At 30.6% G+C, this 25,924-nt stretch carries 33 protein-coding genes and 1 riboswitch; of the genes, 16 read left to right on the forward strand and 17 right to left on the reverse strand.

Features of this window, described 5'->3' with window-relative positions; genetic code table 11:
* The first annotated feature begins 81 nt into the window (after positions 1-81).
* Complete coding sequence (locus ANASTE_RS08560; RefSeq protein ID WP_007050611.1) at positions 82-1,020, forward strand: M28 family peptidase; 939 nt, start codon at positions 82-84, stop codon at positions 1,018-1,020.
* A gap of 16 nt (positions 1,021-1,036) precedes the next feature.
* Here ANASTE_RS08560 and ANASTE_RS08565 read toward each other — a convergent pair whose 3' ends face one another.
* The 8 genes from ANASTE_RS08565 to rplU form a co-directional block, all read right to left on the reverse strand.
* The gene (locus tag ANASTE_RS08565; protein ID WP_007050612.1) at positions 1,037-1,768 is read right to left on the reverse strand and encodes a class I SAM-dependent methyltransferase; all 732 of its coding nucleotides are present in this window, start codon (positions 1,766-1,768) and stop codon (positions 1,037-1,039) included.
* Between the two features lie 38 nt (positions 1,769-1,806).
* Positions 1,807-2,391 carry a bis(5'-nucleosyl)-tetraphosphatase (symmetrical) YqeK gene (gene yqeK, locus ANASTE_RS08570; protein ID WP_039945779.1) on the reverse strand — a complete coding sequence of 195 codons (585 nt, stop codon included), beginning with the start codon at positions 2,389-2,391 and terminating at the stop codon, positions 1,807-1,809.
* Between the two features lie 10 nt (positions 2,392-2,401).
* Complete coding sequence (gene nadD, locus ANASTE_RS08575) at positions 2,402-2,998, reverse strand: nicotinate (nicotinamide) nucleotide adenylyltransferase (RefSeq protein ID WP_007050614.1); 597 nt, start codon at positions 2,996-2,998, stop codon at positions 2,402-2,404.
* 8 nt (positions 2,999-3,006) lie between these two features.
* A complete protein-coding gene (locus tag ANASTE_RS08580) occupies positions 3,007-3,291 on the reverse strand; it encodes a YhbY family RNA-binding protein (protein ID WP_007050615.1) in 285 nt (94 codons plus the stop codon).
* Between the two features lie 11 nt (positions 3,292-3,302).
* Positions 3,303-4,586 carry a GTPase ObgE gene (obgE, locus tag ANASTE_RS08585; RefSeq protein ID WP_007050616.1) on the reverse strand — a complete coding sequence of 428 codons (1,284 nt, stop codon included), beginning with the start codon at positions 4,584-4,586 and terminating at the stop codon, positions 3,303-3,305.
* Positions 4,587-4,652: 66 nt separating this feature from the next.
* Positions 4,653-4,946, reverse strand: coding sequence for a 50S ribosomal protein L27 (gene rpmA / locus ANASTE_RS08590; protein ID WP_007050617.1), 294 nt, complete (start codon positions 4,944-4,946; stop codon positions 4,653-4,655).
* Positions 4,947-4,948: 2 nt separating this feature from the next.
* Positions 4,949-5,275: a ribosomal-processing cysteine protease Prp gene (locus ANASTE_RS08595; protein ID WP_007050618.1), complete on the reverse strand. Its 327-nt coding sequence runs from the start codon at positions 5,273-5,275 to the stop codon at positions 4,949-4,951.
* Positions 5,275-5,613 carry a 50S ribosomal protein L21 gene (gene rplU / locus ANASTE_RS08600; RefSeq protein ID WP_039945458.1) on the reverse strand — a complete coding sequence of 113 codons (339 nt, stop codon included), beginning with the start codon at positions 5,611-5,613 and terminating at the stop codon, positions 5,275-5,277. The genes ANASTE_RS08595 and rplU overlap by 1 nt, the downstream gene beginning before the upstream one ends.
* Before the next feature lie 313 nt (positions 5,614-5,926).
* Here rplU and ANASTE_RS11500 point away from each other — a divergent pair, with 313 nt between their 5' ends.
* Entirely contained in the window at positions 5,927-7,072 is a 1,146-nt protein-coding gene (locus tag ANASTE_RS11500; protein WP_007050620.1) for a GGDEF domain-containing protein, read from the forward strand.
* Positions 7,073-7,136: 64 nt separating this feature from the next.
* On the forward strand, positions 7,137-7,961 hold the full coding sequence (locus ANASTE_RS08610; RefSeq protein ID WP_007050621.1) for an alpha/beta fold hydrolase: 825 nt from the start codon (positions 7,137-7,139) through the stop codon (positions 7,959-7,961).
* Between the two features lie 80 nt (positions 7,962-8,041).
* Here ANASTE_RS08610 and prfB read toward each other — a convergent pair whose 3' ends face one another.
* Positions 8,042-9,136, reverse strand: coding sequence for a peptide chain release factor 2 (gene prfB / locus ANASTE_RS08615; RefSeq protein WP_007050622.1), 1,095 nt, complete (start codon positions 9,134-9,136; stop codon positions 8,042-8,044).
* A gap of 400 nt (positions 9,137-9,536) precedes the next feature.
* Between prfB and ANASTE_RS08620 the strand changes: the two genes are divergently transcribed.
* Positions 9,537-10,199 (forward strand): transaldolase family protein, encoded by a 663-nt coding sequence (locus ANASTE_RS08620; RefSeq protein ID WP_007050623.1) that lies wholly within the window; start codon positions 9,537-9,539, stop codon positions 10,197-10,199.
* An 88-nt stretch (positions 10,200-10,287) separates the two neighbouring features.
* Positions 10,288-12,000, forward strand: a complete 1,713-nt coding sequence (locus ANASTE_RS08625; protein ID WP_039945461.1) for an Ig-like domain-containing protein — start codon at positions 10,288-10,290, stop codon at positions 11,998-12,000.
* A 44-nt stretch (positions 12,001-12,044) separates the two neighbouring features.
* Here the strand turns inward: ANASTE_RS08625 and ANASTE_RS08630 are convergent, their stop codons facing one another.
* The 3 genes from ANASTE_RS08630 to murC form a co-directional block, all read right to left on the reverse strand.
* On the reverse strand, positions 12,045-12,317 hold the full coding sequence (locus ANASTE_RS08630; protein ID WP_007050625.1) for an acylphosphatase: 273 nt from the start codon (positions 12,315-12,317) through the stop codon (positions 12,045-12,047).
* A gap of 14 nt (positions 12,318-12,331) precedes the next feature.
* Positions 12,332-12,889, reverse strand: coding sequence for a DNA-3-methyladenine glycosylase I (locus ANASTE_RS08635; protein WP_007050626.1), 558 nt, complete (start codon positions 12,887-12,889; stop codon positions 12,332-12,334).
* Between the two features lie 77 nt (positions 12,890-12,966).
* Entirely contained in the window at positions 12,967-14,367 is a 1,401-nt protein-coding gene (gene murC, locus ANASTE_RS08640) for a UDP-N-acetylmuramate--L-alanine ligase (RefSeq protein ID WP_007050627.1), read from the reverse strand.
* 256 nt (positions 14,368-14,623) lie between these two features.
* Between murC and spoVG the strand changes: the two genes are divergently transcribed.
* Both spoVG and ANASTE_RS08650 read left to right on the forward strand, forming a co-directional pair.
* A complete protein-coding gene (spoVG, locus tag ANASTE_RS08645) occupies positions 14,624-14,905 on the forward strand; it encodes a septation regulator SpoVG (protein ID WP_007050628.1) in 282 nt (93 codons plus the stop codon).
* Between the two features lie 61 nt (positions 14,906-14,966).
* Complete coding sequence (locus ANASTE_RS08650; protein WP_007050629.1) at positions 14,967-15,626, forward strand: DUF1287 domain-containing protein; 660 nt, start codon at positions 14,967-14,969, stop codon at positions 15,624-15,626.
* 50 nt (positions 15,627-15,676) lie between these two features.
* Here the strand turns inward: ANASTE_RS08650 and ANASTE_RS08655 are convergent, their stop codons facing one another.
* Positions 15,677-16,243, reverse strand: coding sequence for an ECF transporter S component (locus ANASTE_RS08655; protein ID WP_039945464.1), 567 nt, complete (start codon positions 16,241-16,243; stop codon positions 15,677-15,679).
* A 79-nt stretch (positions 16,244-16,322) separates the two neighbouring features.
* Positions 16,323-16,435: riboswitch (FMN riboswitch) on the reverse strand.
* Positions 16,436-16,816: 381 nt separating this feature from the next.
* Here ANASTE_RS08655 and ANASTE_RS08660 point away from each other — a divergent pair.
* The 5 genes from ANASTE_RS08660 (at position 16,817) to ANASTE_RS08680 (ending at position 19,732) form a co-directional block, all read left to right on the forward strand.
* Positions 16,817-17,059, forward strand: coding sequence for a helix-turn-helix domain-containing protein (locus tag ANASTE_RS08660; protein WP_039945783.1), 243 nt, complete (start codon positions 16,817-16,819; stop codon positions 17,057-17,059).
* A gap of 72 nt (positions 17,060-17,131) precedes the next feature.
* On the forward strand, positions 17,132-17,401 hold the full coding sequence (locus ANASTE_RS08665) for a helix-turn-helix domain-containing protein (RefSeq protein WP_007050632.1): 270 nt from the start codon (positions 17,132-17,134) through the stop codon (positions 17,399-17,401).
* A gap of 135 nt (positions 17,402-17,536) precedes the next feature.
* On the forward strand, positions 17,537-17,929 hold the full coding sequence (locus tag ANASTE_RS08670; RefSeq protein WP_007050633.1) for a rhodanese-like domain-containing protein: 393 nt from the start codon (positions 17,537-17,539) through the stop codon (positions 17,927-17,929).
* Positions 17,930-17,945: 16 nt separating this feature from the next.
* On the forward strand, positions 17,946-18,371 hold the full coding sequence (locus ANASTE_RS08675) for an RrF2 family transcriptional regulator (RefSeq protein ID WP_007050634.1): 426 nt from the start codon (positions 17,946-17,948) through the stop codon (positions 18,369-18,371).
* A gap of 2 nt (positions 18,372-18,373) precedes the next feature.
* Complete coding sequence (locus ANASTE_RS08680; protein ID WP_007050635.1) at positions 18,374-19,732, forward strand: FAD-dependent oxidoreductase; 1,359 nt, start codon at positions 18,374-18,376, stop codon at positions 19,730-19,732.
* A 29-nt stretch (positions 19,733-19,761) separates the two neighbouring features.
* Here the strand turns inward: ANASTE_RS08680 and ANASTE_RS12120 are convergent, their stop codons facing one another.
* The 3 genes from ANASTE_RS12120 to ANASTE_RS08690 form a co-directional block, all read right to left on the reverse strand.
* Entirely contained in the window at positions 19,762-19,899 is a 138-nt protein-coding gene (locus ANASTE_RS12120; RefSeq protein ID WP_007050636.1) for a hypothetical protein, read from the reverse strand.
* 69 nt (positions 19,900-19,968) lie between these two features.
* Complete coding sequence (deoC, locus tag ANASTE_RS08685; protein WP_007050637.1) at positions 19,969-20,640, reverse strand: deoxyribose-phosphate aldolase; 672 nt, start codon at positions 20,638-20,640, stop codon at positions 19,969-19,971.
* Between the two features lie 46 nt (positions 20,641-20,686).
* Positions 20,687-21,784 carry a galactitol-1-phosphate 5-dehydrogenase gene (locus tag ANASTE_RS08690; protein ID WP_039945468.1) on the reverse strand — a complete coding sequence of 366 codons (1,098 nt, stop codon included), beginning with the start codon at positions 21,782-21,784 and terminating at the stop codon, positions 20,687-20,689.
* Between the two features lie 177 nt (positions 21,785-21,961).
* On the opposite strand from ANASTE_RS08690, the gene ANASTE_RS08695 reads away from it, so the two are divergent.
* Positions 21,962-22,894 (forward strand): sugar-binding transcriptional regulator, encoded by a 933-nt coding sequence (locus ANASTE_RS08695; RefSeq protein ID WP_007050639.1) that lies wholly within the window; start codon positions 21,962-21,964, stop codon positions 22,892-22,894.
* 101 nt (positions 22,895-22,995) lie between these two features.
* Positions 22,996-23,541 carry a biotin transporter BioY gene (locus tag ANASTE_RS08700; RefSeq protein WP_007050640.1) on the forward strand — a complete coding sequence of 182 codons (546 nt, stop codon included), beginning with the start codon at positions 22,996-22,998 and terminating at the stop codon, positions 23,539-23,541.
* 18 nt (positions 23,542-23,559) lie between these two features.
* On the opposite strand, the gene ANASTE_RS08705 is transcribed toward ANASTE_RS08700, so the two are convergent.
* On the reverse strand, positions 23,560-24,258 hold the full coding sequence (locus ANASTE_RS08705; RefSeq protein ID WP_007050641.1) for an N-acetylmuramoyl-L-alanine amidase: 699 nt from the start codon (positions 24,256-24,258) through the stop codon (positions 23,560-23,562).
* 205 nt (positions 24,259-24,463) lie between these two features.
* Here ANASTE_RS08705 and ANASTE_RS11505 point away from each other — a divergent pair, with 205 nt between their 5' ends.
* Both ANASTE_RS11505 and ANASTE_RS08715 read left to right on the forward strand, forming a co-directional pair.
* Positions 24,464-25,117 carry a phosphatase PAP2 family protein gene (locus ANASTE_RS11505; RefSeq protein WP_007050642.1) on the forward strand — a complete coding sequence of 218 codons (654 nt, stop codon included), beginning with the start codon at positions 24,464-24,466 and terminating at the stop codon, positions 25,115-25,117.
* A 101-nt stretch (positions 25,118-25,218) separates the two neighbouring features.
* Entirely contained in the window at positions 25,219-25,917 is a 699-nt protein-coding gene (locus tag ANASTE_RS08715) for a gamma-glutamyl-gamma-aminobutyrate hydrolase family protein (RefSeq protein WP_007050643.1), read from the forward strand.
* Positions 25,918-25,924 lie beyond the last annotated feature (7 nt).

A 25,924-nucleotide genomic window follows, 5' to 3' on the forward strand; every position in this document is an offset into this window, starting at 1 on the left:
TTTTAATATGCTTGAATATGTTTTATCTTTTAAGTATATATTGGGGTATGTTATAATAAGTAAAATCATAGGAGAACTATTATGTATAATATTATTCAAGAAATTTTTAATAATTATCAGATAAGAAAAAGCTATAATGATAAAAGTAAATTCATTGAATATCTCAAAACTATTTTTAATAAATTTGAAATTAAATTTAATATAGATAATCATGGGAAAATAATCAAAAGCAGGAACATTACAGTAGGGGATATAAGTGATGCGGATATCATTCTAACAGCTCATTATGATACTTGTGCAGTGCTTCCTTTCCCTAATTTTATAACGCCTAAGAATATATTCATATATATCTTATATTCTTTGTTTTTGGCTTTTTTAATGGTAGTCACCGCATCTGCATGTGCCTTTATTTCAAACCTCTTATTTCATAAAGCTTTTATATCAAGGTTTGTTTATATGTTTGTTGTTTTCTTAGATATTTATTTATTGATATTCGGGAAGTCCAATAAACATACCGCAAATGATAATACATCAGGGGTAATAACTTTATTGAGTATAATGCACGGCATAAAAACAGAAGATAGAAATAAAGTAGCTTTTGTTTTTTTTGATAATGAAGAGGTGGGACTTGTCGGTTCGTCGCAATTTAAGAAAAAGTATAGGGATTTAGACGATAAGCTCATAATTAACTTTGACTGTGTATCCGATGGGGATAATATTATGTTTGTATGCTCTAAAAAAGCAAAATTTGATAAAATATTTGAAGTTTTAAAGGAGAACTTAAATATAGAAAAAGAGCATTATAAAAAGAATGTATTGATAGAAAGTACAAAAAACACTTTTTATCCTTCGGACCAAATGCTTTTTAAAAAGAGCATAGGTGTAGCGGCACTGAAAAAGAAAAGGATAATCGGATATTATATGGATAAAATACATACAAATAAAGACATTGTCTTTGATAAAAAGAATATTGATTTTATAAGTAAAGTTTTAATAAATGTAATTGAAAGCAAAAAATAAAAGCCTTATGGGGCTTTTATTTTTTTAACGCTTTTATTATGAGCATCATAGGTCTTCTAAGTTCATCTTTCATTCCGGGTATACTCAACATATCCGGATCGGGTTTCGGTTCTATAATATTAATGATTTCAAAATTTTTATTTATTAAAGTATTTAAATAGGTAGTCATTGTTCTGTGATATTTAGATACTTCTTCTCCTAAAAATTTTGTGGTTCTTATTCCTTCATCGAAATAATTATCAACCGGCCAATGCAAGTTATTATCGTATTCATCGGTAATCCATTCTTCGTTTCCTTCTGCAGTAAAAATAGGATGTTCAACAGAAAATATAAAATATCCGCCTGTTTTTAATACATTATAAACATTGTTGATTAAATCATTAAAAGATTTTATGTAATGAATCGCTAGTGAACTTAATACGATATCAAAGCTTTCTTTTTCATAATCTATATTTTCAATCGGCTTACATTCATATTTAATATTATCTGCATTATTTATCTTTTGTGCTTCTTTTAGCATATTATAAGATATATCTATACCTACGATATTTTTAGCACCCTTATCATGAGCATATTTACAGTGCCATCCAAAACCGCATCCTAAATCAAGAAGAGTTTTGTTTTTTAAATCCGGAAGTATTTTTTTTAACTCATGCCACTCTCCCGCACCCGCTAAACCTTTTTTAGACCTATCCATGTTTTTATATTTATTAAAAAATTTTTCGTCGTCATATTTGTTTTCTCTCATAAATTCTCCTTAAAATAAAAAAGCCATTATAAGGCTTTTTAATCTTTCATTTTTTCTTCTCGTTCCATTATTAAATAATTTCTTGCATTAACGGTATTGGGGTGTAGGAGATATCCCTTTTTAAGAATAGATAAAATAGTTCTGTTAAGAGACATGACGATTGCTTTATCGAGATTTTCATATGCTACTTCTCTTACTTCTTCCACGCCTTCATAGTTTCTGGTTTCTTCGATCACATCGGCAAGGAATATTATTTTTTGTAATAATGTCATATTTTCTTTGCCTGTTGTATGATATTCAATTGCATTTAAAATATCTTCGTCCGTTACGTTGAACTTGAATTTTGCCATTACTCTTCCGGCTTTTCCGTGAAGTAATGCAGTATTTTTTCTTTCTATATCGTCCAATTTGATATACTGTTTAGATAATATATCTATCATTGCTTCCGGTTCCATATTTTTGGCACAGTCATGTAAAAGTGCGGCAAGAGAGGCTTTTTCAGGATCTGCTCCATAGTTCTTTGCAAGCTTGACGGCTTCACGTTGTGTAGCTAATGTATGAATATATCTGTCTTCTTTTAAAAGTGTTTTGAGTGTTTGTTTTATGCTGGTATATTCTTTCATTTTTTCTCCCTTAGTCATCATAATATAAATTATTCTTTATAATATATTCTGCCACTTTTTTAGGAATTTTTAAAGAGTTATTTGATAAAATATTATTTCTTATTTCACTGGAAGACAAATCGATCATCTTGAAGTTCTTTAATATGTTTATATTTATATCATATTTATTGTTTAATTCATTTACTTTATCTTTAAGTTCCGATGATTTATACGGATTTCTGCCGGCAATAATGAAATCTACTTCTTTTAAAAGCTTTTCATAATCTTTCCATTTATGAAGTTCGAATATTAAGTCTGCTCCTCCGATGAAATATAAATCATTATATTTATTTTTTAAATATTCAACAGTATCGATAGTATAACTTATACCTTTTTTATCAACTTCATAAGTGTCGATTTCAAAATCGCTATGATCTTCAATCGCAAGTTCTACCATCTTTACTCTATCTTCTATAGAAACTTTACTTTTGTTTTCTTTTATGGGATTTATACTGTTAGGTATAAATATGACTTTATCCAAATCAAACTCATTTTTTCCCGCAAGCGCCAAGTTAATATGTCCGTTATGTATCGGATTGAAACTTCCGCCGATAAAACCAACTTTCATTTTATCTCCTAGATGTTATATTTATTCTTATCAGGATTTCTTCTGTAAAGTACAAAAGTACTTCCGATTGTAATAACTACTTCACTGTTTGTCTTCTCTGCTAAATACTCTGCTGATTCTCTTACATCTTCAAGAGAGTTTTGTTGTATTTTTCCTTTTACTAATTCTCTTACTTTTAGAGCATCATCGGCTTGAGTGACAATATTATCACTCATTCCGTCTTTGCCGATGTGTATTATAGGCTGCATCTTGCTTGCTTCTTTTTTTAATAAACTTCTTTCTTTGCTATTCATTTTTCTACTTCCTATTTATAATATTCAAATTCAAATCCTTCGATGTTTACCGTGTCTCCGTCTGAAATACCCATTTTTTCAAGTTCTGCAAAAATACCTTTGTTTTTAAGAACTCTTTGAAAATAGGTACTTGATTCATAGTCTTCCAGATTAACGGAATTTATAAGCCTTCTCATCATTTTTCCTTCAACATAATAAGTTCCGTTTTCTTTTTCGATTTTGTATTCTTTTTCTGCTTTTGGTGCATATAATACTTTTTCTTCTGTTGTAAAGAATAATGGTGTTCTTTCTATCGTTGGCAGTATCTCTACTATATAATTCATTATTTTATCCAGTCCGTCATTCATTGCCGCACTTGAGTCAAATACTTTATATCCTTTTTGTTCAAAGTAAGTTGTTAAATCTTTAATTATTTCTTCCTTATTGTCAATATCAATAAGGTCGGTTTTATTTAAAACAATTATTTGTGGTCTTTCTTTAAGTTTCTCTGCATATAGAGATAATTCATTATTTATTATATCAAAATCCTTTTTGGGATCTCTTCCTTCTACTCCCGAAGCGTCGAGAACATGTACGAGAAGTCTTGTTCTTTCAACATGTCTTAAAAATTGATGTCCGAGCCCCTGCCCCGAACTTGCACCTTCTATAAGTCCCGGGATATCTGCTAAAACAAATTCTTCACTGTTTTTATACTTAACAATACCTAAATTAGGTGATAACGTTGTAAAGTGATAATTGGCTATTTTAGGAGTGGCATTTGTTACCATAGAGAGAATCGTGGATTTTCCAACATTGGGAAATCCGATAAGTCCCACATCGGCTATTGTTTTCAGTTCCAGAATAAGATTTTTTTCTTCCGCTTCATCGCCGGGTTTTGCGAATTTGGGAGACTGTCTTGTCGAAGTAGCAAAATGCTGGTTACCTCTGCCGCCTCTTCCTCCGTTAAGTACCGTTATTTCCTGATTGTCTACTACCATATCACATATAAGCGCTCCGGTTGCCGAATCAAAAATAACAGTCCCTACGGGAACTTCTATTATTATATCTTTTCCGTCTTTACCGCTCATATTGCTCCTGCTGCCGTTTTCTCCGGCTTCTGCGGCAAACTTTCTTTTGTAGCGGAAAGCTTCAAGTGTGTTTAAAGCTGAGTTACTTTTAAAAATAACATTTCCGCCTTTTCCTCCGTCTCCGCCTGAAGGTCCTCCGTTCGGAACATATTTTTCTCTTCTGAAAGCGACTGCTCCGTCTCCGCCCTTACCGCTTTTAACATTTATACTAACTTTATCTACAAACATAATTATTTTCCTTTATAAAAAATTAAACTCCACACACTTAGTATGGAGTTTATTATTTAAAATATTCTATTGAGCCTTAGGGTAAACACTAACTTGTTTTCTTGTTTTGCCTTTTCTTTCGAATTTAACAACTCCGTCAGCTTTAGCAAATAATGTGTCATCTCCGCCAATTCCTACGTTAACTCCTGGATAAATTCTAGTTCCTCTTTGTCTAACTATGATATTTCCAGCTAAAACATATTGACCGTCACCTTTTTTAGTACCAAGTCTTTTTGATTCACTGTCTCTACCATTCTTTGTACTACCCATTCCTTTTTTATGAGCGAATAGTTGTAAGTTATCTAAATTAAATTTAATCATTTTTATTCCTCCGTGATATTTAGTTTTATAAACTCAGGGTTTTCTTCTTCGATTCCTTTAACTGAAAGCATAAAACTTTTTGTAAGTATATCGGATTTTAATCTTTTATCTTTATCTTTTTCATTTACTTCTATTAAAGTAAATCCCTCCGATATATCTGCTTTGATATTTGCCTTAGCTATTTCCGTTAAAGCATTTATAAGGGATATAGTTAAAGTTGAAATACTGCAGCATATCAAGTCTTTTCCTTTTTCATTGCTTTCGGCGTGTCCGCTGAGTTTAATCGTTTCAATAAAATCAGATTTTATATCAATGCTGATATCAATCATTATTCAGCTGCTTTTTCTTCTTTTTTTACAAGACCGGTTATTTCGATTTGTGTATATGGTTGACGGTGTCCTTGTTTTCTTCTGTAGTCTTTCTTAGCTTTATACTTATAGATAATAACTTTTTCGCTCTTACCTTGTTCAAGTATTTTTCCTTCTACCTTATAGCCTTCTACTAAAGGTGCACCTACTAACATATTTCCGTCTTCGTTTACAAACAATACTTCATCAAAAGTAACTTTCTTTTGATTTTTTCTTTTTGGAACGATTTTTTCAACGTTTATAACGTCGCCTTTTTGTACACGGTATTGTTTACCGCCTGTTTTAATAATTGCATACATATCTTTTACCTCCACTATCCTGTCTCGCCGTCCAAGGTGTGAATCATCAACTTCTTTTTACCTTATTCAGTGCGGATACATGCTTAAATAGTATATCATCAAGGATTTATTATGTCAATGATTAAAAAGTTTTTTTATATTATTTTATTTTTTTGGATCTTAATAAACTATATTTGATACTAAGAGTTTAAAGTTTATATTTTTAATATCTAAAACTCTATTTATGTACACTTTTTTTGTTGTATAATATATATGTAATTATTTAGAGAAAAATATTTTATATGTTGATTACATATTGAGAATAGAGGAAATTATGGACAAATATACTTTGATTTTTCATTTTATTATTGTTTTTGAGATCGTATTTTTAAATATATATAATACGTATAAATGGACCACATTAAAAGTTTCTAAAAAAATGTTTTTTATAGTTATGTCTCTAAGCAGTATTTTGATTATTTTGATTATTCAAAGTATTTTATCTAAATTCAGTTTTTATGGAAATGGGAACGGCATGTTTAATTTGCTGGGGTTCGTATTTTTAATTCCTTTAAATTTTTTATTAAAAGAGTCAGTTACCAGAGTTCTTGAAATAATGTGTACAACATGGATATTTACAAGTTTGATATTTTTCTTTTCCGTTCAAATTTCATTGTGGTTATTTCCGTCTGATTTTGTGTTTAGCTCCTTATTGATCCAGACTGCTCTATTTATTGTTGGTGAACCTATCTATACTAAAATGTTCGTACCTAAATATATCTTTTTGCTAAGGCAGTTAAATAATAAAAAAAATAACTATTTGGGATGGACGGCATTATCCGGATTTATTTGTATAAATCTATTTAATGTATCAATCATAAGTAATTTTAAGTTATTTTATATACTTACGATAATTTGTATGGGGATAGTGATTTTTAATAGTTATATTATTTTATATGAATATATAAACGCCGATTACGGCATAAAAAAATTAGGAAAAAAAGTTTATTACGATACTCTTACAGGTTTATTGAACAGAGAGGCATTGTTCTTTTATGGTGAAGAGCTTATAAAAAATAATAAGAAATTTCAAATACTTTTTTTGGATTTAAATAATTTTAAGACTGTAAATGATAAATTCGGACATCAAATCGGAGATAAATATCTAAAAGGTTTTTCTGATGATCTATCAAATTTATGTAATAACTTTAACAGTAATGCTTATAGGATATCGGGAGATGAATTCGTTGTAATAGCAGCACAAGGTAATGGTTTGGAGCTAAAAAACAAATTGGAATCATTTGAATTTGAGGAATATTATGAGGGATTGAAGTTTAAAGGTTTTTGTATTGGGTATTCTTCATACCCTTCGGACGGTGATACCATGGATATTCTTTTAAATCATGCAGATGAGAAAATGTACGAAAAGAAAAAATTAATTCATCCTGATGTTTCTCATAAAAGTATTGCGCGAAGTTAAGAATACATAAAATAAATTTTTATAATATTAAAATTTCAATAAATATTAAAAGGCGAAAATAATTATGTTTTACATATATAAAAATATAAAAATCCATTATGAAATCATCGGAGAAGGTAAGCCTGTTATAATACTTCATGGACTGGGGTGTGATTCAAATCAAATGAAAGGCTGCTTGGAACCTATATTTAAAAACCATAAAAATCACAAACGTGTTTATATTGATTTGCCTGGTATGGGTAAATCCGATGATTTACTGAAATATGCTTCATCCGATAAAATTTTAGAAATCATACTATCGTTTATCGAAAATATAGTAAGTGAAAAATTCTTGATTATCGGAGATTCTTTCGGCGGTTATTTGGCAAGAGGCGTTTTGTCTAAATTAAATAAAAAGGTAGATGGCATTATGTTACTTTGTCCTGTGGTAATACCAAATGAGAAAAATCGAAACCTACCAAATTCAAAAGTAAAATTTATAGATGAAAATTTTATAAATGAACTTGATAATAAATATAAGAATGATTTTTTAGAGTACGGAGTAATTGTCGATCGTAAAGTTTATGATAGATATGTAAAGGAAATACAGCCTGGATTAAAAATATCAGATGAGGATTTTATAAATTTACTAAAAGAAAATTATGACTTTTCATTTGATGTAGATAATGAAATTCATAAGATTAAATATAATAAACCTGCTTTATTTATTACCGGACGTCAAGATAATTGTGTCGGATATAATGATTTATGGAATTTAATGGGAGATTACAAAAGAGCTTCTTTCTCTGTTATAGATATGGCAGGGCATAATCTTCAAATTGAACAGCCACAAATATTTAATGCATTAGTTGATAGTTGGTTATATAGTATAGAAAATTATCGTATTTAAAAGTATTATTATAGTGTCATAGAATAGTAATATTAAAAAAGAGAAATGATATTAAAGACTATAATCATTTCTCTTTTTTATTACATTTTTAAAAATGCGTCTATAAATATATTTATATCTCCGTCCATTACTGACTGTACATTTGAGGTTTCAGTTTTTGTTCTATGGTCTTTTACCATGCTGTAGGGATGAAATACATATGACCTTATTTGATTTCCCCATGCGATCTGTCCGTAGTCGCCTTTAATTTCGTCTATTTTTTCTTTATGTTCTTCCATTAATATTTTATATAGTTTTCCTTTTAAGATTTTCATTGCAGTTTCTTTATTTTGAAATTGACTTCTTTCATTTTGACATGATACTACTATTTTTGTTGGAAGATGTGTTATTCTTACTGCGGAATCGGTTTTATTTACATGCTGTCCTCCCGCACCGCCTGCACGGTAGGTATCTATTTTTAAATCACTTGGGTTTATTTCAAGATTTATATCTTCTTTTATTTCGGGTTCAACGTCGACGGATGCAAATGACGTATGCCTTCTGCTGTTACTGTCAAAAGGCGATATCCTTACGAGTCTGTGTACTCCTTTTTCTCCTTTTAGATATCCGTATGCATTATCGCCGCTGATTAAAAGTGTAACGCTTTTTATGCCCGCAATATCTCCCGGGAGCTGCTCTAATATTTTTATTTTAAATTTTCTTTTTTCAGCAAATCTTATAAACATCCTAAGCAGCATTTCAGCCCAATCCTGGCTTTCTGTTCCTCCCGCACCCGGATGAATTGATAATATTGCATTGTTTGAATCATATTCTCCCGATAATAATGTATCTATGGTGAAAACTTTAAGCTCTTTTTCAAGTTCCAATAATTCTTCCATTGCACTATCCGCTTCATTTTGTGAAAAATCTTCCTGTAGCATTTCCACAAGTACACTTATATCATCTTTTTTATATTCTAGAGAAGAATATGAATTTATTTGAGATTTTAATGATTTTACTTCCTTAAGTATTTTATTCGCTTTATCATTTTCGTTCCAAAAGCTTTCATCATTCATAAGAGTTTCTTTTTTAACCAACTCGTCTTTTAATGATTTAATATTTATAGAACCAGCAATATCCGAAAGTTCTTTATCTATATCGTCTAATAAGTTTTTAAGCTCTATTAGTTCAGCCATTTTAATACTTCCTTTGTATTTAAATTTAGTATATTTATTATATATTAAATCTTTGGTTTTAACAATATATACATTATGTCATGATGTAAAAGTTACATAAAAAAGTTAAATTTTATAATAAATAATCTGACGGAACATTTGCTTTCATTTTAAAACCATAAAAAATAAATCAAATTAAAAATTCACAAAGCAGTACTATGACAACATTATAATCTTTATAATATTTATATAAATGTAAAGGTTACAATAGGGTAAACATAATTACCTTTTGAAAATTTACTTATATTTTCATAACCTTTTTTTCTTTTTTTACACGAAACTACTTGTAATTAATTAAAGTATAATATATAATGCACTTATCATAAAAACAAGTGTTATAAAAAGTAAGGAGAAATTACATATGTTATATTTAATTGATGATGCTAATATTGAAAGTATCAAAACTATTACACAATATTTTCCAATTCATGGGGTAACAACCAATCCAAGTATTATTGCTGCAAACGGAGAAAATGTTTATAAAAAAATAAAAGCGATCAGAGACGTGATCGGTCCCGACCTTGAACTTCATGCTCAAGTTTTAGAATCAACTTGTGATGAAATAGTAAAAGAGGCTATCAGACTAAGAGATGCAGTAGGCGGAAACTTCTTTGTAAAAGTTCCGGTAACAGGTGAAGGACTTAAGTCTATAAGCGTACTAAAAGAATTAGGCTTTAACGTAACTGCTACAGCTATCTTTACGGCTCAGCAAGCACTGCTTGCTTCAACAGCAGGTGCTGACTATGTAGCTCCATACGTAAACAGAATCGATAACTTCTCTTCTGACGGTATTGGTGTTGTAGGTGATATCGTAAACCTATTCGAAATGTATGGTAAAGATACAAAAGTTTTAGCTGCAAGCTTTAAAAATACACAGCAAGTATACAATGTAGCTATGGTTGGTTCTCATGCCGCTACAATCAGCTGTGACTTATTTGAACAACTTATTTATCATCCATTAACAACTTCTGCTATAATGGAATTTGAAGAAAAAGGTGCAGAATATTATACTTACGAAAAATAGTAATTATTAATTAAAATATTATTGTATAATTTGAGTGGATATTTTATCCACTCTTTTTTATTACGAAAAACCAATGAGGGAAACGATTATGAAATTCAGAAATAAAATATTCAGCGTTATATTGACTATATTGATTTTATTTTTAATACTAATACCTTCTGTGTCGGCACAAACATTATCCCAAAACGATAATTCTTTAAAAGCTCATTTCATTGATGTAGGTCAGGGCGACAGTATTTTTATTAAAAATAACTCGGAAAATATGCTCGTTGATACCGGTAATTCTCTTGGCGGAGATAAAGTAATAAACTATTTAAATAAAATAAAAGTAAGTAAAATAGACAGGCTTGTGATCACTCATCCTGATATAGATCATATGGGCGGTGCTATAAAAATCGTTGAACACTTTGGAAATATCGAGAATGGTGTAATGATTTCTTCAGTTATGGAAGGCGAAAATGCCGAGGCAAAAGAAACTTACGGCAAATTGATGAAATTACTTGAAGATAAAAACATAGATGTTATCAAAGTCAAAACCGATTATGCTTTTAATGTAGGTGAAATAAAGAACAAAGTTCTATATGGTGAGACGGATTTAGCCGGTAATGATGCCAGCCTTGTTTTAGATGTAAGTTATTTAGGCAGAAATTTACTTCTTACAGGTGATATGACCAGCAGTGTAGAAAATATTTTATTAAATGAAAATTTAGTCAAACATTATGATGTACTCAAAGTAGCTCATCATGGGGCTAAGACTTCAAGTTCAATTCCCTTTTTGAATAAAGTCAAACCGACTTTCTCAATCATCGGTGTAGGTAAGAATAGTTACGGACATCCCACAAAAGAGACTATAAACAATTTAACAAAAGTGGGTTCTAAAATTTATCGTACAGACAGGGACGGAAGTGTTTTAGTCACTATTGATGATAAAGGAATTAATGTTACAAAGGAAAAGGCAGAGTGTCCAAGCACAGGTATTAGTGTTACTTCATCTGCTAGTATGTATCTTTCTGAAAAGAAAACAATTAAGGCAAGTTTAACTCCCGATTATTCTACAGATAAAATCACATTTTCCAGCAGTAATACAAAGATTGCTGTAGTTTCTTCTTCCGGTGTCATAACCGGTAAGAAAGTAGGTAAGTGTTATGTTTACGCAAAGTCGACTTCGGGTAAAATCGCTAAATGTCTCGTTACTGTAAAAGCACCGATATTGTCGGTATCCAAGAAGAAAATAAGTTTATATACAAGTTTTGGTACGAGTATAAAAGGAAGTGCAAAGCCGTCTTCATATGTTAAGTTTAAATCTTATAATAATAAAATCGTAACTGTAAGTTCAAAAGGAACAATTAAAGCAAGAAGAGCAGGAAAGACGTATATTTTAGTTTATTCTTCTCTCGGAAGAAAAGTAAAAGTTCCGATTACCGTTAAACAATCTAAACTTAAATTATTTAAGAAGACCGGGAAAATAATTGCAGGTAAGAAAGCAAAGATAAAAGCAAAATGCAGTCCAAAGAATAAAATAAAATTTGTATCTTCAAATAAAAGAATAGCGACGGTTAACAGTAAAGGTATTGTTACCGGTAAGAAGGCAGGAACGACAACAATTAAAGTGAAGGCAAACGGAATCACTTTAAAGTATAAAATAAAAGTTTTAAGCAAGTCCCATTTGACAGTATATATTTCCAATAGAAAAAGTACTTGTTATCATTACAGTAAAACATGTTTAAAATCTCCAAAGAAAACAACCTTAGGTAAGGCAAAGAAAGCCGGGTATTTACCTTGTAAAAGATGTGTTAAATAACAAAAAAATAAAAATAGCACTATATAGCAAGTGCTATTTTTTATTTAATATAAAACTTCAAAAGATGTTTCATTTTCTATAACATCAATATTATCTACTTTCATAGAAGCAATATAGATAAAACGGTCATATTTTAATTTTTTAATAACTTCGTCTATAAGATGTGCTTCGCCCTGAAATTCAGCTTCGACATTTCCGTTATTTAAGTTTTTAACAAATCCTGTCAGACTAAGTTTTCTGGCTTCTTTATAAGCGGTGTATCTAAATCCTACGGCTTGTACTCTACCTTTAAAAATATAATGTTTTCTTATTTTCATAATAAAAACCTCTCTTAATATCTGAAACAGTTTTTTTCATGGTCATTTATTATTCCGATGGATTGAAGGTAGGAGTAAATAATGATAGTTCCCACATATTTCATTCCGCGTTGTTTTAAATCTTTTGATATGGTATCGGATAATTCATTATGGGTCGGCATATTATCATCGATGTTTTTTATGATTTTACCATTTGTAAAGCCCCATATATAATCCTTGAAACTTCCGAATTCATTTTGTATCTTTATAAATATTTTTGCATTGTTTATTGCTGCATTTATTTTATTCTTATTTCTAACTATATCTTTGTTATTTAATAATTCATCTATTTTATTTTCATCGTATTTAGAAACTGTTATTACATCAAAATCGTCAAAAGCTTTTCTAAATGCTTCTCTCTTTTTTAGTATCGTTATCCATGACAGACCTGCCTGAAATCCCTCAAGGATAAGCATTTCAAATAGCTCTTTATCATCATATGTAGGTACGCCCCACTCGTTATCGTGATAATCGATATAAATTTCAGAATTCAAATCTACCCATTTGCATCTTTTTATGTTTTCTTCTTTCATATAATACCTTCCACCGTTTATTATGAATATTATATCAAAAATAAAAAAAGATGTACATTAATGTACATCTTAATAATTTATTTATAAACTTCTTTTAATTTTTCCACTATATCATATGCTACTTGATTTATTGACTGGCTGCCTGCAACAAGAACAAAATCACCCGGTTTTGCATTATTTACTACATAATCTCTTATATCACTAAATTCACTTATTACCCTTGAAGGTATATTGTATTTTTCTATTACTTTGTTGGCTATATCCTCAGAATAAATATTCCATTCGTTATCTTCTCTGTCAGAATAAATATCATTTAAAATCAGTTCGTCCGCACCTTTCATTGCTTCTACAAACTCATCAAATAAAAGGAATGTCCTGGAGTAAGTATGTGGCTGGAATATTACAAACAACTTATTATGTTCGTAGTTTTTACAAGCATCAATGGTAACCTTTAGTTCTGTTGGGTGATGGGCATAGTCTTCAATAACGGTAATGTCATTAACTATACCTCTTTTTTCAAATCTTCTTTTGGCTCCGGTAAACTCTTTGAAACTGTCATTTATTACTTCCTTATCTATCATAAAGAAATCGGATACCGCTACTACGCTTAAAGCATTTAAAACATTATGTTCACCAGGGATATTTAGTTCGAACTTATGATAGAATTCTCCGCCCTTATAAACATCGAAATTTGGATTTCCGAATTTATCATAAGTTATATTTTTAGCTACAAAATCATTGCTGTCGGATAGGCCTGCTTTTACGATTTTACATTCTAAACCGTCAAGTATGTCTAAAACATTTTCATCATCTCCGTTTACAACAAGCATACCGTCTTTTGGTGTTATTTCCGCAAATTTTCTAAAAGATTCTTTTATCTGTTCGATGCCGCCTGTAAAGTAGTCTAAATGGTCTTTTTCTATATTTTGGATTGTTCCTACGAAGTGTCTTGAGTGCAAAAAACTATCCACAAATTCACATGCCTCTATAACGAAATAATCACTGTCACCGACTCTTGAGTTCCCGTTTATCTTTTTAAGCGTTCCTCCTATGGATATAGAAGGGTCTAAATCTGCATTCAAAAAAACCAAAGACATTAATGACGATGTCGTTGTTTTCCCATGTGTTCCGCTTACCGCGATAGTTCTTTTATAATATCTGCTGATGAGGCCGAGAAAAACAGAACGTTCAAGCTCTAATATACCTTTATTTTTTCCTTCTACTCTTTCAGGGTTATTTTCTCTTATCGCTGCTGAATATACGATTAGATCAATATCATCAGTTATATTTTCTTTATTATGCCCTATAATTACTTTAATTTCATTTTTTTCCAATTTTTCTGTGTATACACAAGGTCTCATGTCTGAACCTAAAACATCTTTTCCGTTAATTTTGGACATGAGTGCAAGACCCGACATGCTGGTTCCGCCAATTCCTATAAAATATATTTTTTTTATATTCTCTAAATCTATATTCATAATTAATTCACCGCCGTATAATTTTATCTTAAATAAATATAATATACATTTTACTATGTTTTTATTATTTTTACAATATGTATTTTATTGTATATAATTATAGTTAAATATACTAATAAAATATATGCTTTCAATTTAAAAATATAACTATTAAAGAAGCTCTAAATCCCTTATGTATAGCCTATGTAATCGTTGTTGCAATTACAAAATTTATGATGTATAATGTTTATAACAGATTAAAGGGAGGAAACGTATAATGCAAATAACAGACATTAGGGTAAGGAAGACATATGATGAAGGTAAGATGAAAGCAATTGTATCAGTAACATTTGACGATCAGTTTGTTATTCATGACATCAAAATTATTGAAGGGGATAATGGTATATTTATTGCTATGCCGAGCAGAAAGATGCCTAATGGGGAATTCAAAGATATTGCACATCCTATAAACCTTGAAACCAGAGTCGATATTCAAAATAAGGTTTTAAAAGCTTATGAAGAAAAATTACAGGAATTGGAAAATGAAGTTGAAGAGTAGTTTTTCCAAAAAGGCAGTTCTCTATTAGGGGAGCTGTTTTTTTGTATGAAAAGAGGGAATTATGAATAAGAAGAGATTTTTGATTTTAATAACATTGATATTTGCTGTCATGATATTATATGCCCTTAAGTATTTCGGATATATACCAACTAAATCGTATACTTTAAAAGAGCTTGGTATAAAAGAGATAAAGTCGGGTATTGATAAAGATAAGGACGGAATAGATGATTATAAGGATATAATGCTCGGTGCCAGGGAGTATGTAATGACAAAACCCCAATATAAAAGTGCATATTATAAAGACGGATATCCTCCGAAAGGCGAGGGTGTATGTACCGATGTGATATGGTATGCTTTTAAAAAAGCGGGATATGATTTAAAAGATTTGGTCGATAAGGATATTAAAAATAATACAAAAGATTATTATAGAGTTGATGGTTCTCCAGACCCTAATATCGATTTTAGAAGAGTACCGAATTTATTAGTATTTTTTAGAAAGAACGCACTTTCTCTTACAACAGATATAACAAAAGTAGACCAGTGGCAGCCCGGGGATATAATAACATTTTCAGATAGCCATATAGGGATAGTATCGGATAAGAGAACTAAAAACGGAGAAATACTTATAATACATCAAAGTAAGTTTGAGAAAAAGGAAGTGTATGCAAGATATAGGTATAATGATATCAGCGGCCACTTCAGATGGATATATAAAAAATAAGACCTTCGTAAAGAAGGTCTAAGGATTTATTAAGTAAAGAATTGTATATATTATTTAGTCACTTTTATCATATCCCTGTCATTTTGTTTGTGGATAAAATTACTGATGGGTTTATAAATAATAAATGTTACTAAACAATTGATACCTGCTTTAAGTAAGTTAAATGGAATTACAGCTACGGGAAGGGAAGCTATTACCGCATCCATAGGCATTCCGTAAAAATTGGTTGTGATAAGCAGATTTGCCGGGATCATTACTATTACCATTGATAATGCTCCCAAAATCAAACCTATCATTGCACCTTTTTTTGTTTTATTCTTTCTATATACGAGTGCGGTTACTCCAACCAAAGCGCTGCTTGAAATAATATGCATAAGTGCTCCTACCCAGCCGTTCATAGCGCTTACAGTCATAGCTTGGATCGAACTTGAGATAATGACTGCTAGGATCCCTACTACAGGTCCGAATTGCAGTCCTGCAATCAATAATGGGATATCCATCGGTTCATACTCAAGCCATGCTGCCGATGGCATAATAGGGAATCTTATGATTAACATAAGTACTATTGATAATGCAATAAGCATTGATACTGTTACAAGTCTTCTAGTGTCTTTCATTTTTTCTATACCTCCTAAATTTAAGGTATACATAAAAAAATAGTAATTACCCTTCAGGAAATTACTAAAAAAATACTTTATGTATCCTCTCTCATCCGGACTTTACCGTCGGTAAAGGAATTTCACCTTTTCAGCTTGCGCTCGCAGACTTTAACTGCCGGTAGGGAATTGCACCCAACCCTGAAGATTGTTCTCCTTTATTATAATATATTTTTATTTTATGTCAATATAATTACATTATAAATAAAATTATTTTAAATTATGTAGACTTAATGGATGAAATTGGTAAAATATATAAGTGGGCATAGTTATCTGATATAGAATATTGACATTAAAGTATGGGAGAAAGTATATGTTTGTTTCCTTTTGTGTTCTAAATATATTTATTTATATTTTTATTGATTTGGGATGTGTATTTACGCGTCCTTTTTTATTACAAAAATTTAAGTAAATATTTAATAGTTATTTTTATATGCAGATACTACTTTGTGCCACTAAACTTGAAAGGAGGTGATAGAGTAAAAAATATTTGGGTTTTTATCTATGAAAATAATTAGAAAAGGAGGTGTAAAAATGCAATTAAGAGACTCACTAAATAGAAGGATCGTTGAATTATGTGACGAAAGAGGACTATCTATTAATAAACTTGCGAATATGTCGGCAATTCCGCCTACTACGGTTTATAGTATGTTTGACGGTAAATGCGGTAATCCAAGTTTTAAAACTATTAAAATGATTTGTGATAGTTTGGATATGGATATAAAAGATTTTTTTGATTCTGAACTATTTATCAATTTAGAAAAAGGTTTTAAATAGAATGTTCAAAGGTTTGTTTGTCAGAGGGATAAAAATCCCTTTGACAATTTTAATTTTAAAGGAGAAAATAAAATGCACGCAATATATAAAAGTGATACTAGTCTCATTAGTGCCATAACAAAAAGAATAATAAGAATAAGTGAAGAGAGGAAAATCTCAATTCACAGCCTTGCGGAAAGTTCGGGAATTCCTCCGACGACTGTATATAGTTTATTTGATGGAAAGAGTCAAAATCCCGGTATAGGTGTTATATACAGTTTATCAAGGGCACTGGATATGAAAATGGACGAGTTTTTCAGTTGTGATGAAATGGAAGAATTGTACAAATCTGAATTAAAATAACTGTTTAAGCAGTTATTATTTGTAGAGAGGAAATTTATTTCCTCTCTTTTTTATTTTATATTGACAAATATATCTGTAACCATTATAATTACATTAATGAAACTGTAACATGTATTGTTACATAAGGAGGATATAGTGAAAAATATATTGATTATAGTGGGGATTGTTATTATTTTGTTTATCAGTTTTAAATATTTTATCCCTAAAGAAGAAAATAAAAGTGCTTATCATAAAATTTCTGCTTTAGAAGCAAAAGAAATGATGGAGCAAGGTAATGTAATTATTTTAGATGTAAGAAGAGAAGATGAATATAAAGGCGGGCATATAAAGAATTCGGTATTAGTTCCAAATGAAACTATCAATAATATGGTATTAAAAGAAATCCCGGACTTAGATAAAACTATTTTAGTGTACTGCAGGTCGGGTAGGAGAAGTAAAGATGCTTCAATGAAGTTAGTTGACATAGGATATAAAAATATATATGATTTCGGCGGGATAATTGACTGGCCTTATGAAATAGAGAAATAATTTTAGGAGGTAATTTATGAATAGTGAATTTTCGGTTTCGGTTCATGCATTGGTTTTTTTAAATCATCATTATAAAGAATTTAAGACAAGTGAAGAAATATCTGAGAATATTTGTATAAATCCCGCAAGAGCAAGAAAAATCCTTTCTAAACTTAAAAAGGCAGGACTGGTAAAGACAAGAGAAGGTTCTGTAAAGGGAGGGTATAGTTTTGTACTCAATGCGGCTAATATCACCTTATTAGACGTTTATGAGGCAATAGGAAACAAGGTGGTAGATATATCTTGGCGTTCCGGAAATGTAAATATGGAATGTCTGATAGCATCCGGTATGGGTGATATTATGGACGGAGTGTATGAAAGATTAGATGAGGTATGTAAAGAAGAATTAAATAAAATAACCATAAAGGATATAGACAGTAAAATATTTAAAAATGGAGAATAGAAATGAAAAAATATGATGATATAATTATTGGATTTGGTAAAGGCGGAAAAACTTTAGCAGGATATTTGGCTAAGAAAGGTGAAAAAGTTGCCGTAATAGAAAAGTCAAATAAAATGTATGGCGGGACTTGTATAAACGTGGGATGTATACCTTCTAAATCCCTTGTTAAAAATGCATCAAAAACAGCACAAATGGGAGATATTTCTTTTGATGAAAAAAGTAAATTATACAAAAAAGCAATCGAAGAAAAAAGAAACTTAACCGAAATGCTTAGAGGTAAAAATTATGATAAATTGAATAATTTGGATAATGTTGATGTCATTAATGCAAAAGCAAGTTTTGAAGATAAAAATATTGTTAAAATAACATATAAAGATAGCGAAGAATTATTACATGCAGATAAAATATATATAAATACCGGTTCGACATCTGTAATCCCTAAAATAGAAGGAATTGAAAATAACCCATATGTATATTTCAGTGATACATTAATGGAACTTGATACTTTGCCCAATAGACTTATTATAATAGGGGGCGGATATATCGGTCTTGAATTTGCTTCTATGTATTCAAACTTTGGAAGTAATGTAACTGTTATTCAAGACGGTGATAAATTCATTCCAAGAGAAGACGAAGATATTGCTGATGAAGTAAAATCATTGCTCGAAAATCAAGGAATGGAAATAAAACTCGGTGCGAAAATAAAAAAATTTACTAAGGACGGTATCGTTTCATATAGTCATAAAGGAAAAGAGTTTAATGACAAGGCAGATGCTATATTAGTTGCTACGGGTAGAAAAGCTAATACAGGTGATTTAAATTTAGAAGCTGCGGGTGTAGAGGTAGATAAACGAGGCGGGATAGTCGTTGATAATAATTTAAGGACTTCAAACAATAATATTTGGGCAATGGGAGATGTTAACGGAGGGCTTCAATTTACATATGTTTCTTTGGATGATTATAGAATAATAGTAAGCGGACTTGAAAATAAAAATAAATATAACCTAAGTAAAAGAGAAAATGTTCCTTACAGCGTATTTATGAACACTCCGTTATCGCGAGTAGGTTTAAATGAAAGAGAAGCCTTAGAACAAGGTTATGACATAAAAGTTCTAAAATTACCGGTAGGTGCAATACCAAAGGCACAAGTGCTTAAGAAACCGTACGGTATTTTAAAGGCTATAATAGATAATAAAACCAATAGGATTCTCGGTACGATGTTACTCTGTGAGGAGTCATATGAAATGATAAATATAGTAAAATTGGCAATGGATCTGGGTGCGGATTATACTATTCTTAAAAATCAGGTGTTTACTCATCCTACTATGAGCGAAGCTTTGAATGATTTGTTTTCATTATAAGTATGAAGAAGGATAATATCTTTCTTTTTTTATTTTATATTAGTTAGGACTTCAAGAAGCGTATTTATTGAACTTTTAAGTTTAATTAAATCTTCTTTACTTAATTTTTGTTCGAGTAAATCTATAAACTCTTTATTATTATATATATTCTCTTCTATGTAATTCATTTCTATTTAAAATAAATAAAAAAGAACCTAAAATTAGGTTCTTTTTTATTTGGTTTCATATTGATTTAATTATTTGCTTGCTGCGTCGATTTCATCAAACATAGCTTGTGTTTTTGAAATACCAAGTCTAGAACAGCCTGCTTTCAAGAAAGCTTCAGCATCTGCTACATTAGCAATACCGCCGGCTGCTTTGATTTGTACTCTTGTTGTATCAATGTTTTCTTTCATTATAGCTACATCTTCAAGTGTTGCTCCGCCTGAAGAGAATCCTGTTGATGTTTTAACGAAACCTGCACCTGCGTCAGAACAAATTCTTGAAGCTTTGGCGATTTCTTCTTTTGTTAAAAGACAGTTTTCTAAGATAACCTTGATGTTAGCAGGAGAAGCGTTTACTACTTCGTATACGTCATTATAAACTGTGTCATAGTCTCCTGATTTCATAGCTGAAACGTTAAGTACGATATCAACTTCTGTAGCACCCATGTTGTATACTCTTTGAGTATCTGCAACTTTTGATTCTGTTAATTCTGCACCGTTTGGGAAACCAACACATGCACATACTGCTGTTTCAGAACCTTTAAGGATTTCATAAGCCATTTTTACTCTGCTTGGAGTAACACATACAGTTCTGCATTTCCATTCTTTAGCGAATTGGATACCTTTTCTTACTTCATCATAAGTTAATTGTGGTTTTAATAAAGAGTGGTCGTTTGCTCTTGCTAATTCATATTTTGTTATCATTTTAATTTTCTCCTTGAATTTTTTATATTTAAATTTTAATTAAAAACTATTTGCCCGGTTCATAACCGTCTTGTGTGATTACGATCTTATTAAAGAATTCTTTTCTTTCGATTAAATCAAATGCGTCTTTTACTTCGTCTACGCTGAATCTGTGAGAGATTATAGATGTTAGGTCTAATAAACCTTTTTTAGCTGCATCGATTGTTGCACAGAATTCTTCATATTCAGGTGTGAAGTTATAACACCAAGAACCTTTTATTGTAAGTTCTTTTCTTAAGATACATTTATCATAAGATTTATCTAATATATTAACATCTCCGTGAGGTGTTCCTATACATGTGAATGTACCATGTTTCTTTAAGCATTGTAATGCTTGGTTGAATGTTATAGGAGAACCTGCAGCTTCTATACATACTTCAGGACCTTCTTCTCCAGCATATTCTTTGATTTTGGCAACAACTTCTTCATTTGTCATTCCCATTGAGTTGATTGTATATGTAGCACCTACTTTTTTGATTAAGTCAAGTTTTTCGTCTTTGATATCTACCGCTATTACCATTCTGGCTCCGCAGATGTTAGCCCATTGTACCATATAATATCCAACAGGACCTGTACCGAATACTACTACTGCGTCATTTACTTTTATACCTGCTCTGAGAGCACCGTGTAAAGAGATAACAGCAGGGTCGATTTGACAAATCATATCCCAGCTGAAGTCATCCGGGCATACATAACACTGTGTAGCTTTTACAGCAACATATTGTCCGAAGCCTCCGTCACTTCTTGAACCTGTGTAACCATATGTATCACATAAGTTGATGTTTCCGTTTAAACAGTCTTTACATTTTCCGCAGCCTGTCATTGGATTAACATCTACTCTTTGACCTATTTTAAGTTCTTCTCTTAAATCAAGATCTTTTACGCCTTTACCGATTTCAACGATTTCTCCGCCGAATTCATGACCTAATGTAGTTGGGAAAGAATATGTACCTGTTGAAAATACTCTTCCTAAATCGGAACCGCATATACCGGCACAATAAACTTTAAGTAGTACTTCGTCATCCTTTATTTGTGGTATATCTACTTCATCACATCTTATATCATTGATAGCGTGAAGTCTACCAGCTTTCATTTTACCTTCCATTATTTTCCTCCTAAATACTTTGAAAGTGTGATTTAACTTGACAAACATAAATAGTAATGTTATTATTTATTCATGTTCATATGAACATTATGTAAGTTCATATGTTCAATTTCAACCGTATTATATAATAAAAAAATAAAGATGTCAACTAGTTTTTATTAAATTTAGGAGAAAATTATGCTGGATAATAATACACTATCAAAAATAGCGAAAATGTACTATTTGGAAGGTCTTACTCAAAAACAAATAGGAGATAATTTGGGCATTTCAAGAATAGGGATTTCCCGAGCTTTAAAAAGATGTATAGAAGAAGGAATTGTAGAAATAAAGATAAAAGAATTCACACCGCTCAGTAATTTGGAAGAGGCCCTTAAGAAAAAATATCCTTATGCTGATTTTAAAATAGTTCCTTTCTTTAAAGAAACAAAAAAGCTTGTTCGCTCTCTTGCAGACGGTGCGGGTGAAGTATTGGATGAATTCGTTAGAAATAATAATAATATAGGTATAGGCTGGGGAAAAACTTTAAGTAATTTGAATATTGAAAGTGATATCAAATATCCTGAGAAAACTTTCGTGTCTCTTCTCGGCGGGTACGGCAATGTATCCATTGAAATGCACTCAAATCAAATAACAGCCAGAGTAAGCGAAGTATACGGCAGTAAGTCTATGGTGCTTCTTGCTCCTTCCATAGTGGATAATAAGAAGTTTAAAGAGATAATCATAAATGAAGGTTCAATAAAAGAAGTTTTTGATATGTATAGAAAGCTTGACTGTGTAATAACCTCTCTGGGTAATCCGGCAGATGAAAATGCTACTATACATAAATCAGGATATTTTAAAGATGAAGATCTTAAAGAACTTAAAGACAGAGATATTTGCTGTGATATCGTTTCTTCTTTATTCTTAAACAGGGAGGGAAAAGAAGAAGATTTGGAGATATTGGACAGGATTGTCGGAATAAGTCCTAAATGTTTTAAAAAAGTTCCTATAAGAGCTGCCGTTGCGGGAGGAGAAAATAAAATGTTTGCGATATATTTGGCATTAAAAAATAAATATATAAATAACTTGGTAACAGATGAGAATACAGCGAATTATTTGCTTAATAAATAAAATAGCAACTTTTTATAAGTTGTTTTTTTGTTGTTATGAAAAAGTTAGTTTTTGATATATAATGACTAATGAATATTATTTGAAAGGCTGATAGATATAAAGTGGGAAGTAAAATACATTTAAAAACCCGCACTCTTACTAAAATAGCATTATGTACGGCTGTAATGTGTATTATAGGACCTGTATCCGTACCCATACCTATAAGCCCCGTACCAATATCTTTAGCTCAACTCGGGATTTATTTTGCGGTTTATGCGTTGGGATATAAATATGCTTTGATATCAGTGCTAGTATATATTCTGATCGGTTCTATAGGACTGCCTGTCTTTTCAGGATTTATGGGAGGTGTGAATAGGCTCATAGGTCCTACGGGAGGTTATTTGTTAGGATTTATTTTCTTGACTTTAATACTCGGATATTTTATAGATAAGTATGAGTGTAATAAAGGATTTGTTATTTTAGGATTTATACTTGGGAATTCAGCATGTTATATATTCGGAAGTTTATGGCTATCGTTTCAAAGTAACATAAGTGTTATAAGTGCTTTTATGATAGGATGTATTCCTTATATACCTGCCGATATAATAAAATCCGTTATGGCATTTATAATAGGTCCGAAAATAAAAAATATATCAAATATAAAATAAAGAGCAGTGATATGCTCTTTATTTTATATCATAAAAATATTTTACGGCTCCGAGAGAAATATATTTTGCTAGCTGAACTTGATAATCATGGTCGTTCAACAATTTTTCTTCGTTTGGTTCGCTTAAAAAACCGCATTCCACTATTACGCTTGGAGTATTATCATTTTTAAGGATATATAAATCATCTCTTGGTTTTATTTGTCTATGTTTAGAATATTTTGATGTATTGTCGAGTTCTTCTTTTATATGTTTTGCGAGATTTTCACTTTTCTCATGGTCTTTTAAATAGAATACCTGTGCACCCCTGCTGTTATCACTGTGTGCATTCATATGTATACTTATCATTATATCGCACTTGGATTCTTTTATGATATCTCGTCTCATTTTCATATCGCCTTTTTTGGTCCAGGTCATGCTGCCGTCTTCAAATAGTCCGTTGTCACTGTCCCTCGTCATAACCACATTCGCGCCCATTGTCATTAAAATACTTCTTAATTCTTCTGAAATCGCTAAGTTTATCTTATCTTCATTGACTGACGTTCCTACTTTTCCCGGGTCCTGTCCTCCGTGTCCCGGGTCAATACAAACAGTCTTCCCGTCTAATATATATAATGAACTATCCACATATGAAGTGGTTACCAAAAGATAAAAGCACATTCCAAATAAAATTACGATTACGATGATACTGGATAAAATAACATAAAGATATTTTTTCATTTCTCCCTCCTTATGTTTATTTATACGTTTTTGTATCTTAAATATGTTTCTTTTATTGAATGTAAAAATAATTTTATTATTTTACATTTTTCTTTTGAGTTTGGAGCTTATAACATATAAAATAATATTAACAGTTGTACGAATATATGTATTTTAAGGTTTATTAAATAAAATTAATGTAAAATATTCTAAAAGGAGAAATATTATGGAAATGAAGAGTATCAATTATTATTATCATAAATATTTTAAATGGGTGATATGTGCTGTATGTTTATTTATTTTCATACATATTTCTATAGAACTCAGTGAAAATGAGCTTATTTTTTTGGATAATAAAATATATTATACCGTTGCGGGTTTTATATCATATAGAATGACAAGGATATTCAGATTTATAACCAGATTCGGTTCCGGGGAAGTAATTCTTCCTTTATGGATATTTACACTATTGTTATTTAAAAATAAAAGAAAGATAATTCTTTCAACAATTAATTTAATCAATATCGTAATTATTAATCAGGTATTTAAATTTTTATTTGAAAGACCGAGACCTACCGTGTTCAGACTTGCGGAAGCCAGCGGATTTAGTTTCCCAAGCGGTCATTCCATGGTTTCATTGGCATTTTATGGATTTTTTCTCTATCTTCTTTGGAAAACGGACTATACGGACGTATTAAAATGGATAGGAAGTGTCGTGATCATTTCTTTGATCGTACTTATAGGGATAAGCAGGATATATTTGGGGGTTCATTTTTCCAGTGATGTTTTGGCGGGATTTAGTTTGTCTTTGGCTTATTTGATTATATTTACTCATTTTGTTGAAAAATTTATATATGAAAGAAACAAATTAAGTACGTGATAAAAAAGAACTGTAAAAGTTCTTTTTTATTTGAATAAACAGTTAATTTATTTACTATTTTTAAATTCTTTGATATGATAAGTTATATTTTGGAGGTATATATGAAAAAACCTATTATTGGAATAGTTCCCTTATATGATGAATATAAAGATAGTTATTGGATGCTTCCGGGCTATATGACTTGTCTTGAAGAAAGCGGAGCCGTTCCTATCATGCTGCCGCTTACAATTAATGATAAAACAATAGATGAGCTTGTTGATATGTGTGACGGATTTTTGTTTTCGGGAGGGCATGACGTAAATCCTGAGTTGTATAACGAAAAGAAAAAGCCTGAGTGCCAAAACATTTGCATAAAAAGGGACGAAATGGAAAAAATACTTTTTAATAAAGTTATTACAATGAATAAACCGATACTCGGGATATGCAGAGGACTCCAGCTTATAAACGTGCTTTTAGGCGGAAGTTTATATCAGGATTTAGAAAGTGAATTAAAGATAAATCATAAACAGAAACCTCCGTATGATGAAAGTTTTCATAAAGTAGATATTATACAGGATACTCCATTATATAATATATTAAATAAAGATAAAATAGATGTAAACAGCTGTCATCATCAGGCAGTTAAAGAGCTTTCATCTAAACTTAAAGTAATGGCGGTATCCGAAGATAAAGTTATTGAAGGTGCTTATATGGAGGATAAAAAATTTGTACTTGCAGTACAGTGGCATCCTGAATGTAATTATAAAAAAGAAGATACAAGTGTAAAAATAATAAAGGAATTTATAAATAATTGTAAATAGGGAGAGA

The organism is Anaerofustis stercorihominis DSM 17244 (assembly GCF_000154825.1).
GTDB lineage: Bacteria > Bacillota > Clostridia > Eubacteriales > Anaerofustaceae > Anaerofustis > Anaerofustis stercorihominis.

What these genes read in the sequence shown, in the direction of transcription:
- prfB (WP_007050622.1), bottom strand. Translation starts at nt 9,136, where the DNA reads ATGGCTGAACTAATAGAGCTTAAAAACTTATTAGACGATATAGATAAA.
- ANASTE_RS08665 (WP_007050632.1), top strand. Translation starts at nt 17,132, where the DNA reads ATGCACGCAATATATAAAAGTGATACTAGTCTCATTAGTGCCATAACA.
- ANASTE_RS08660 (WP_039945783.1), top strand. Translation starts at nt 16,817, where the DNA reads ATGCAATTAAGAGACTCACTAAATAGAAGGATCGTTGAATTATGTGAC.
- obgE (WP_007050616.1), bottom strand. Translation starts at nt 4,586, where the DNA reads ATGTTTGTAGATAAAGTTAGTATAAATGTTAAAAGCGGTAAGGGCGGA.
- ANASTE_RS08580 (WP_007050615.1), bottom strand. Translation starts at nt 3,291, where the DNA reads ATGAATAGCAAAGAAAGAAGTTTATTAAAAAAAGAAGCAAGCAAGATG.
- rpmA (WP_007050617.1), bottom strand. Translation starts at nt 4,946, where the DNA reads ATGATTAAATTTAATTTAGATAACTTACAACTATTCGCTCATAAAAAA.
- ANASTE_RS08690 (WP_039945468.1), bottom strand. Translation starts at nt 21,784, where the DNA reads ATGGAAGGTAAAATGAAAGCTGGTAGACTTCACGCTATCAATGATATA.
- nadD (WP_007050614.1), bottom strand. Translation starts at nt 2,998, where the DNA reads ATGAAAGTTGGTTTTATCGGCGGAAGTTTCAATCCGATACATAACGGA.
- ANASTE_RS08650 (WP_007050629.1), top strand. Translation starts at nt 14,967, where the DNA reads ATGAATAAGAAGAGATTTTTGATTTTAATAACATTGATATTTGCTGTC.
- ANASTE_RS08655 (WP_039945464.1), bottom strand. Translation starts at nt 16,243, where the DNA reads ATGAAAGACACTAGAAGACTTGTAACAGTATCAATGCTTATTGCATTA.
- ANASTE_RS11500 (WP_007050620.1), top strand. Translation starts at nt 5,927, where the DNA reads ATGGACAAATATACTTTGATTTTTCATTTTATTATTGTTTTTGAGATC.
- yqeK (WP_039945779.1), bottom strand. Translation starts at nt 2,391, where the DNA reads ATGAAAGAATATACCAGCATAAAACAAACACTCAAAACACTTTTAAAA.
- ANASTE_RS08560 (WP_007050611.1), top strand. Translation starts at nt 82, where the DNA reads ATGTATAATATTATTCAAGAAATTTTTAATAATTATCAGATAAGAAAA.
- murC (WP_007050627.1), bottom strand. Translation starts at nt 14,367, where the DNA reads ATGAATATAGATTTAGAGAATATAAAAAAAATATATTTTATAGGAATT.
- ANASTE_RS08635 (WP_007050626.1), bottom strand. Translation starts at nt 12,889, where the DNA reads ATGAAAGAAGAAAACATAAAAAGATGCAAATGGGTAGATTTGAATTCT.
- rplU (WP_039945458.1), bottom strand. Translation starts at nt 5,613, where the DNA reads ATGTATGCAATTATTAAAACAGGCGGTAAACAATACCGTGTACAAAAA.
- ANASTE_RS08715 (WP_007050643.1), top strand. Translation starts at nt 25,219, where the DNA reads ATGAAAAAACCTATTATTGGAATAGTTCCCTTATATGATGAATATAAA.
- ANASTE_RS08565 (WP_007050612.1), bottom strand. Translation starts at nt 1,768, where the DNA reads ATGAGAGAAAACAAATATGACGACGAAAAATTTTTTAATAAATATAAA.
- ANASTE_RS08610 (WP_007050621.1), top strand. Translation starts at nt 7,137, where the DNA reads ATGTTTTACATATATAAAAATATAAAAATCCATTATGAAATCATCGGA.
- ANASTE_RS08595 (WP_007050618.1), bottom strand. Translation starts at nt 5,275, where the DNA reads ATGATTGATATCAGCATTGATATAAAATCTGATTTTATTGAAACGATT.
- ANASTE_RS08630 (WP_007050625.1), bottom strand. Translation starts at nt 12,317, where the DNA reads ATGAAAATAAGAAAACATTATATTTTTAAAGGTAGAGTACAAGCCGTA.
- ANASTE_RS08695 (WP_007050639.1), top strand. Translation starts at nt 21,962, where the DNA reads ATGCTGGATAATAATACACTATCAAAAATAGCGAAAATGTACTATTTG.
- ANASTE_RS08705 (WP_007050641.1), bottom strand. Translation starts at nt 24,258, where the DNA reads ATGAAAAAATATCTTTATGTTATTTTATCCAGTATCATCGTAATCGTA.
- ANASTE_RS08680 (WP_007050635.1), top strand. Translation starts at nt 18,374, where the DNA reads ATGAAAAAATATGATGATATAATTATTGGATTTGGTAAAGGCGGAAAA.
- ANASTE_RS11505 (WP_007050642.1), top strand. Translation starts at nt 24,464, where the DNA reads ATGGAAATGAAGAGTATCAATTATTATTATCATAAATATTTTAAATGG.
- ANASTE_RS12120 (WP_007050636.1), bottom strand. Translation starts at nt 19,899, where the DNA reads ATGAATTACATAGAAGAGAATATATATAATAATAAAGAGTTTATAGAT.
- ANASTE_RS08625 (WP_039945461.1), top strand. Translation starts at nt 10,288, where the DNA reads ATGAAATTCAGAAATAAAATATTCAGCGTTATATTGACTATATTGATT.
- ANASTE_RS08675 (WP_007050634.1), top strand. Translation starts at nt 17,946, where the DNA reads ATGAATAGTGAATTTTCGGTTTCGGTTCATGCATTGGTTTTTTTAAAT.
- deoC (WP_007050637.1), bottom strand. Translation starts at nt 20,640, where the DNA reads ATGATAACAAAATATGAATTAGCAAGAGCAAACGACCACTCTTTATTA.
- spoVG (WP_007050628.1), top strand. Translation starts at nt 14,624, where the DNA reads ATGCAAATAACAGACATTAGGGTAAGGAAGACATATGATGAAGGTAAG.
- ANASTE_RS08620 (WP_007050623.1), top strand. Translation starts at nt 9,537, where the DNA reads ATGTTATATTTAATTGATGATGCTAATATTGAAAGTATCAAAACTATT.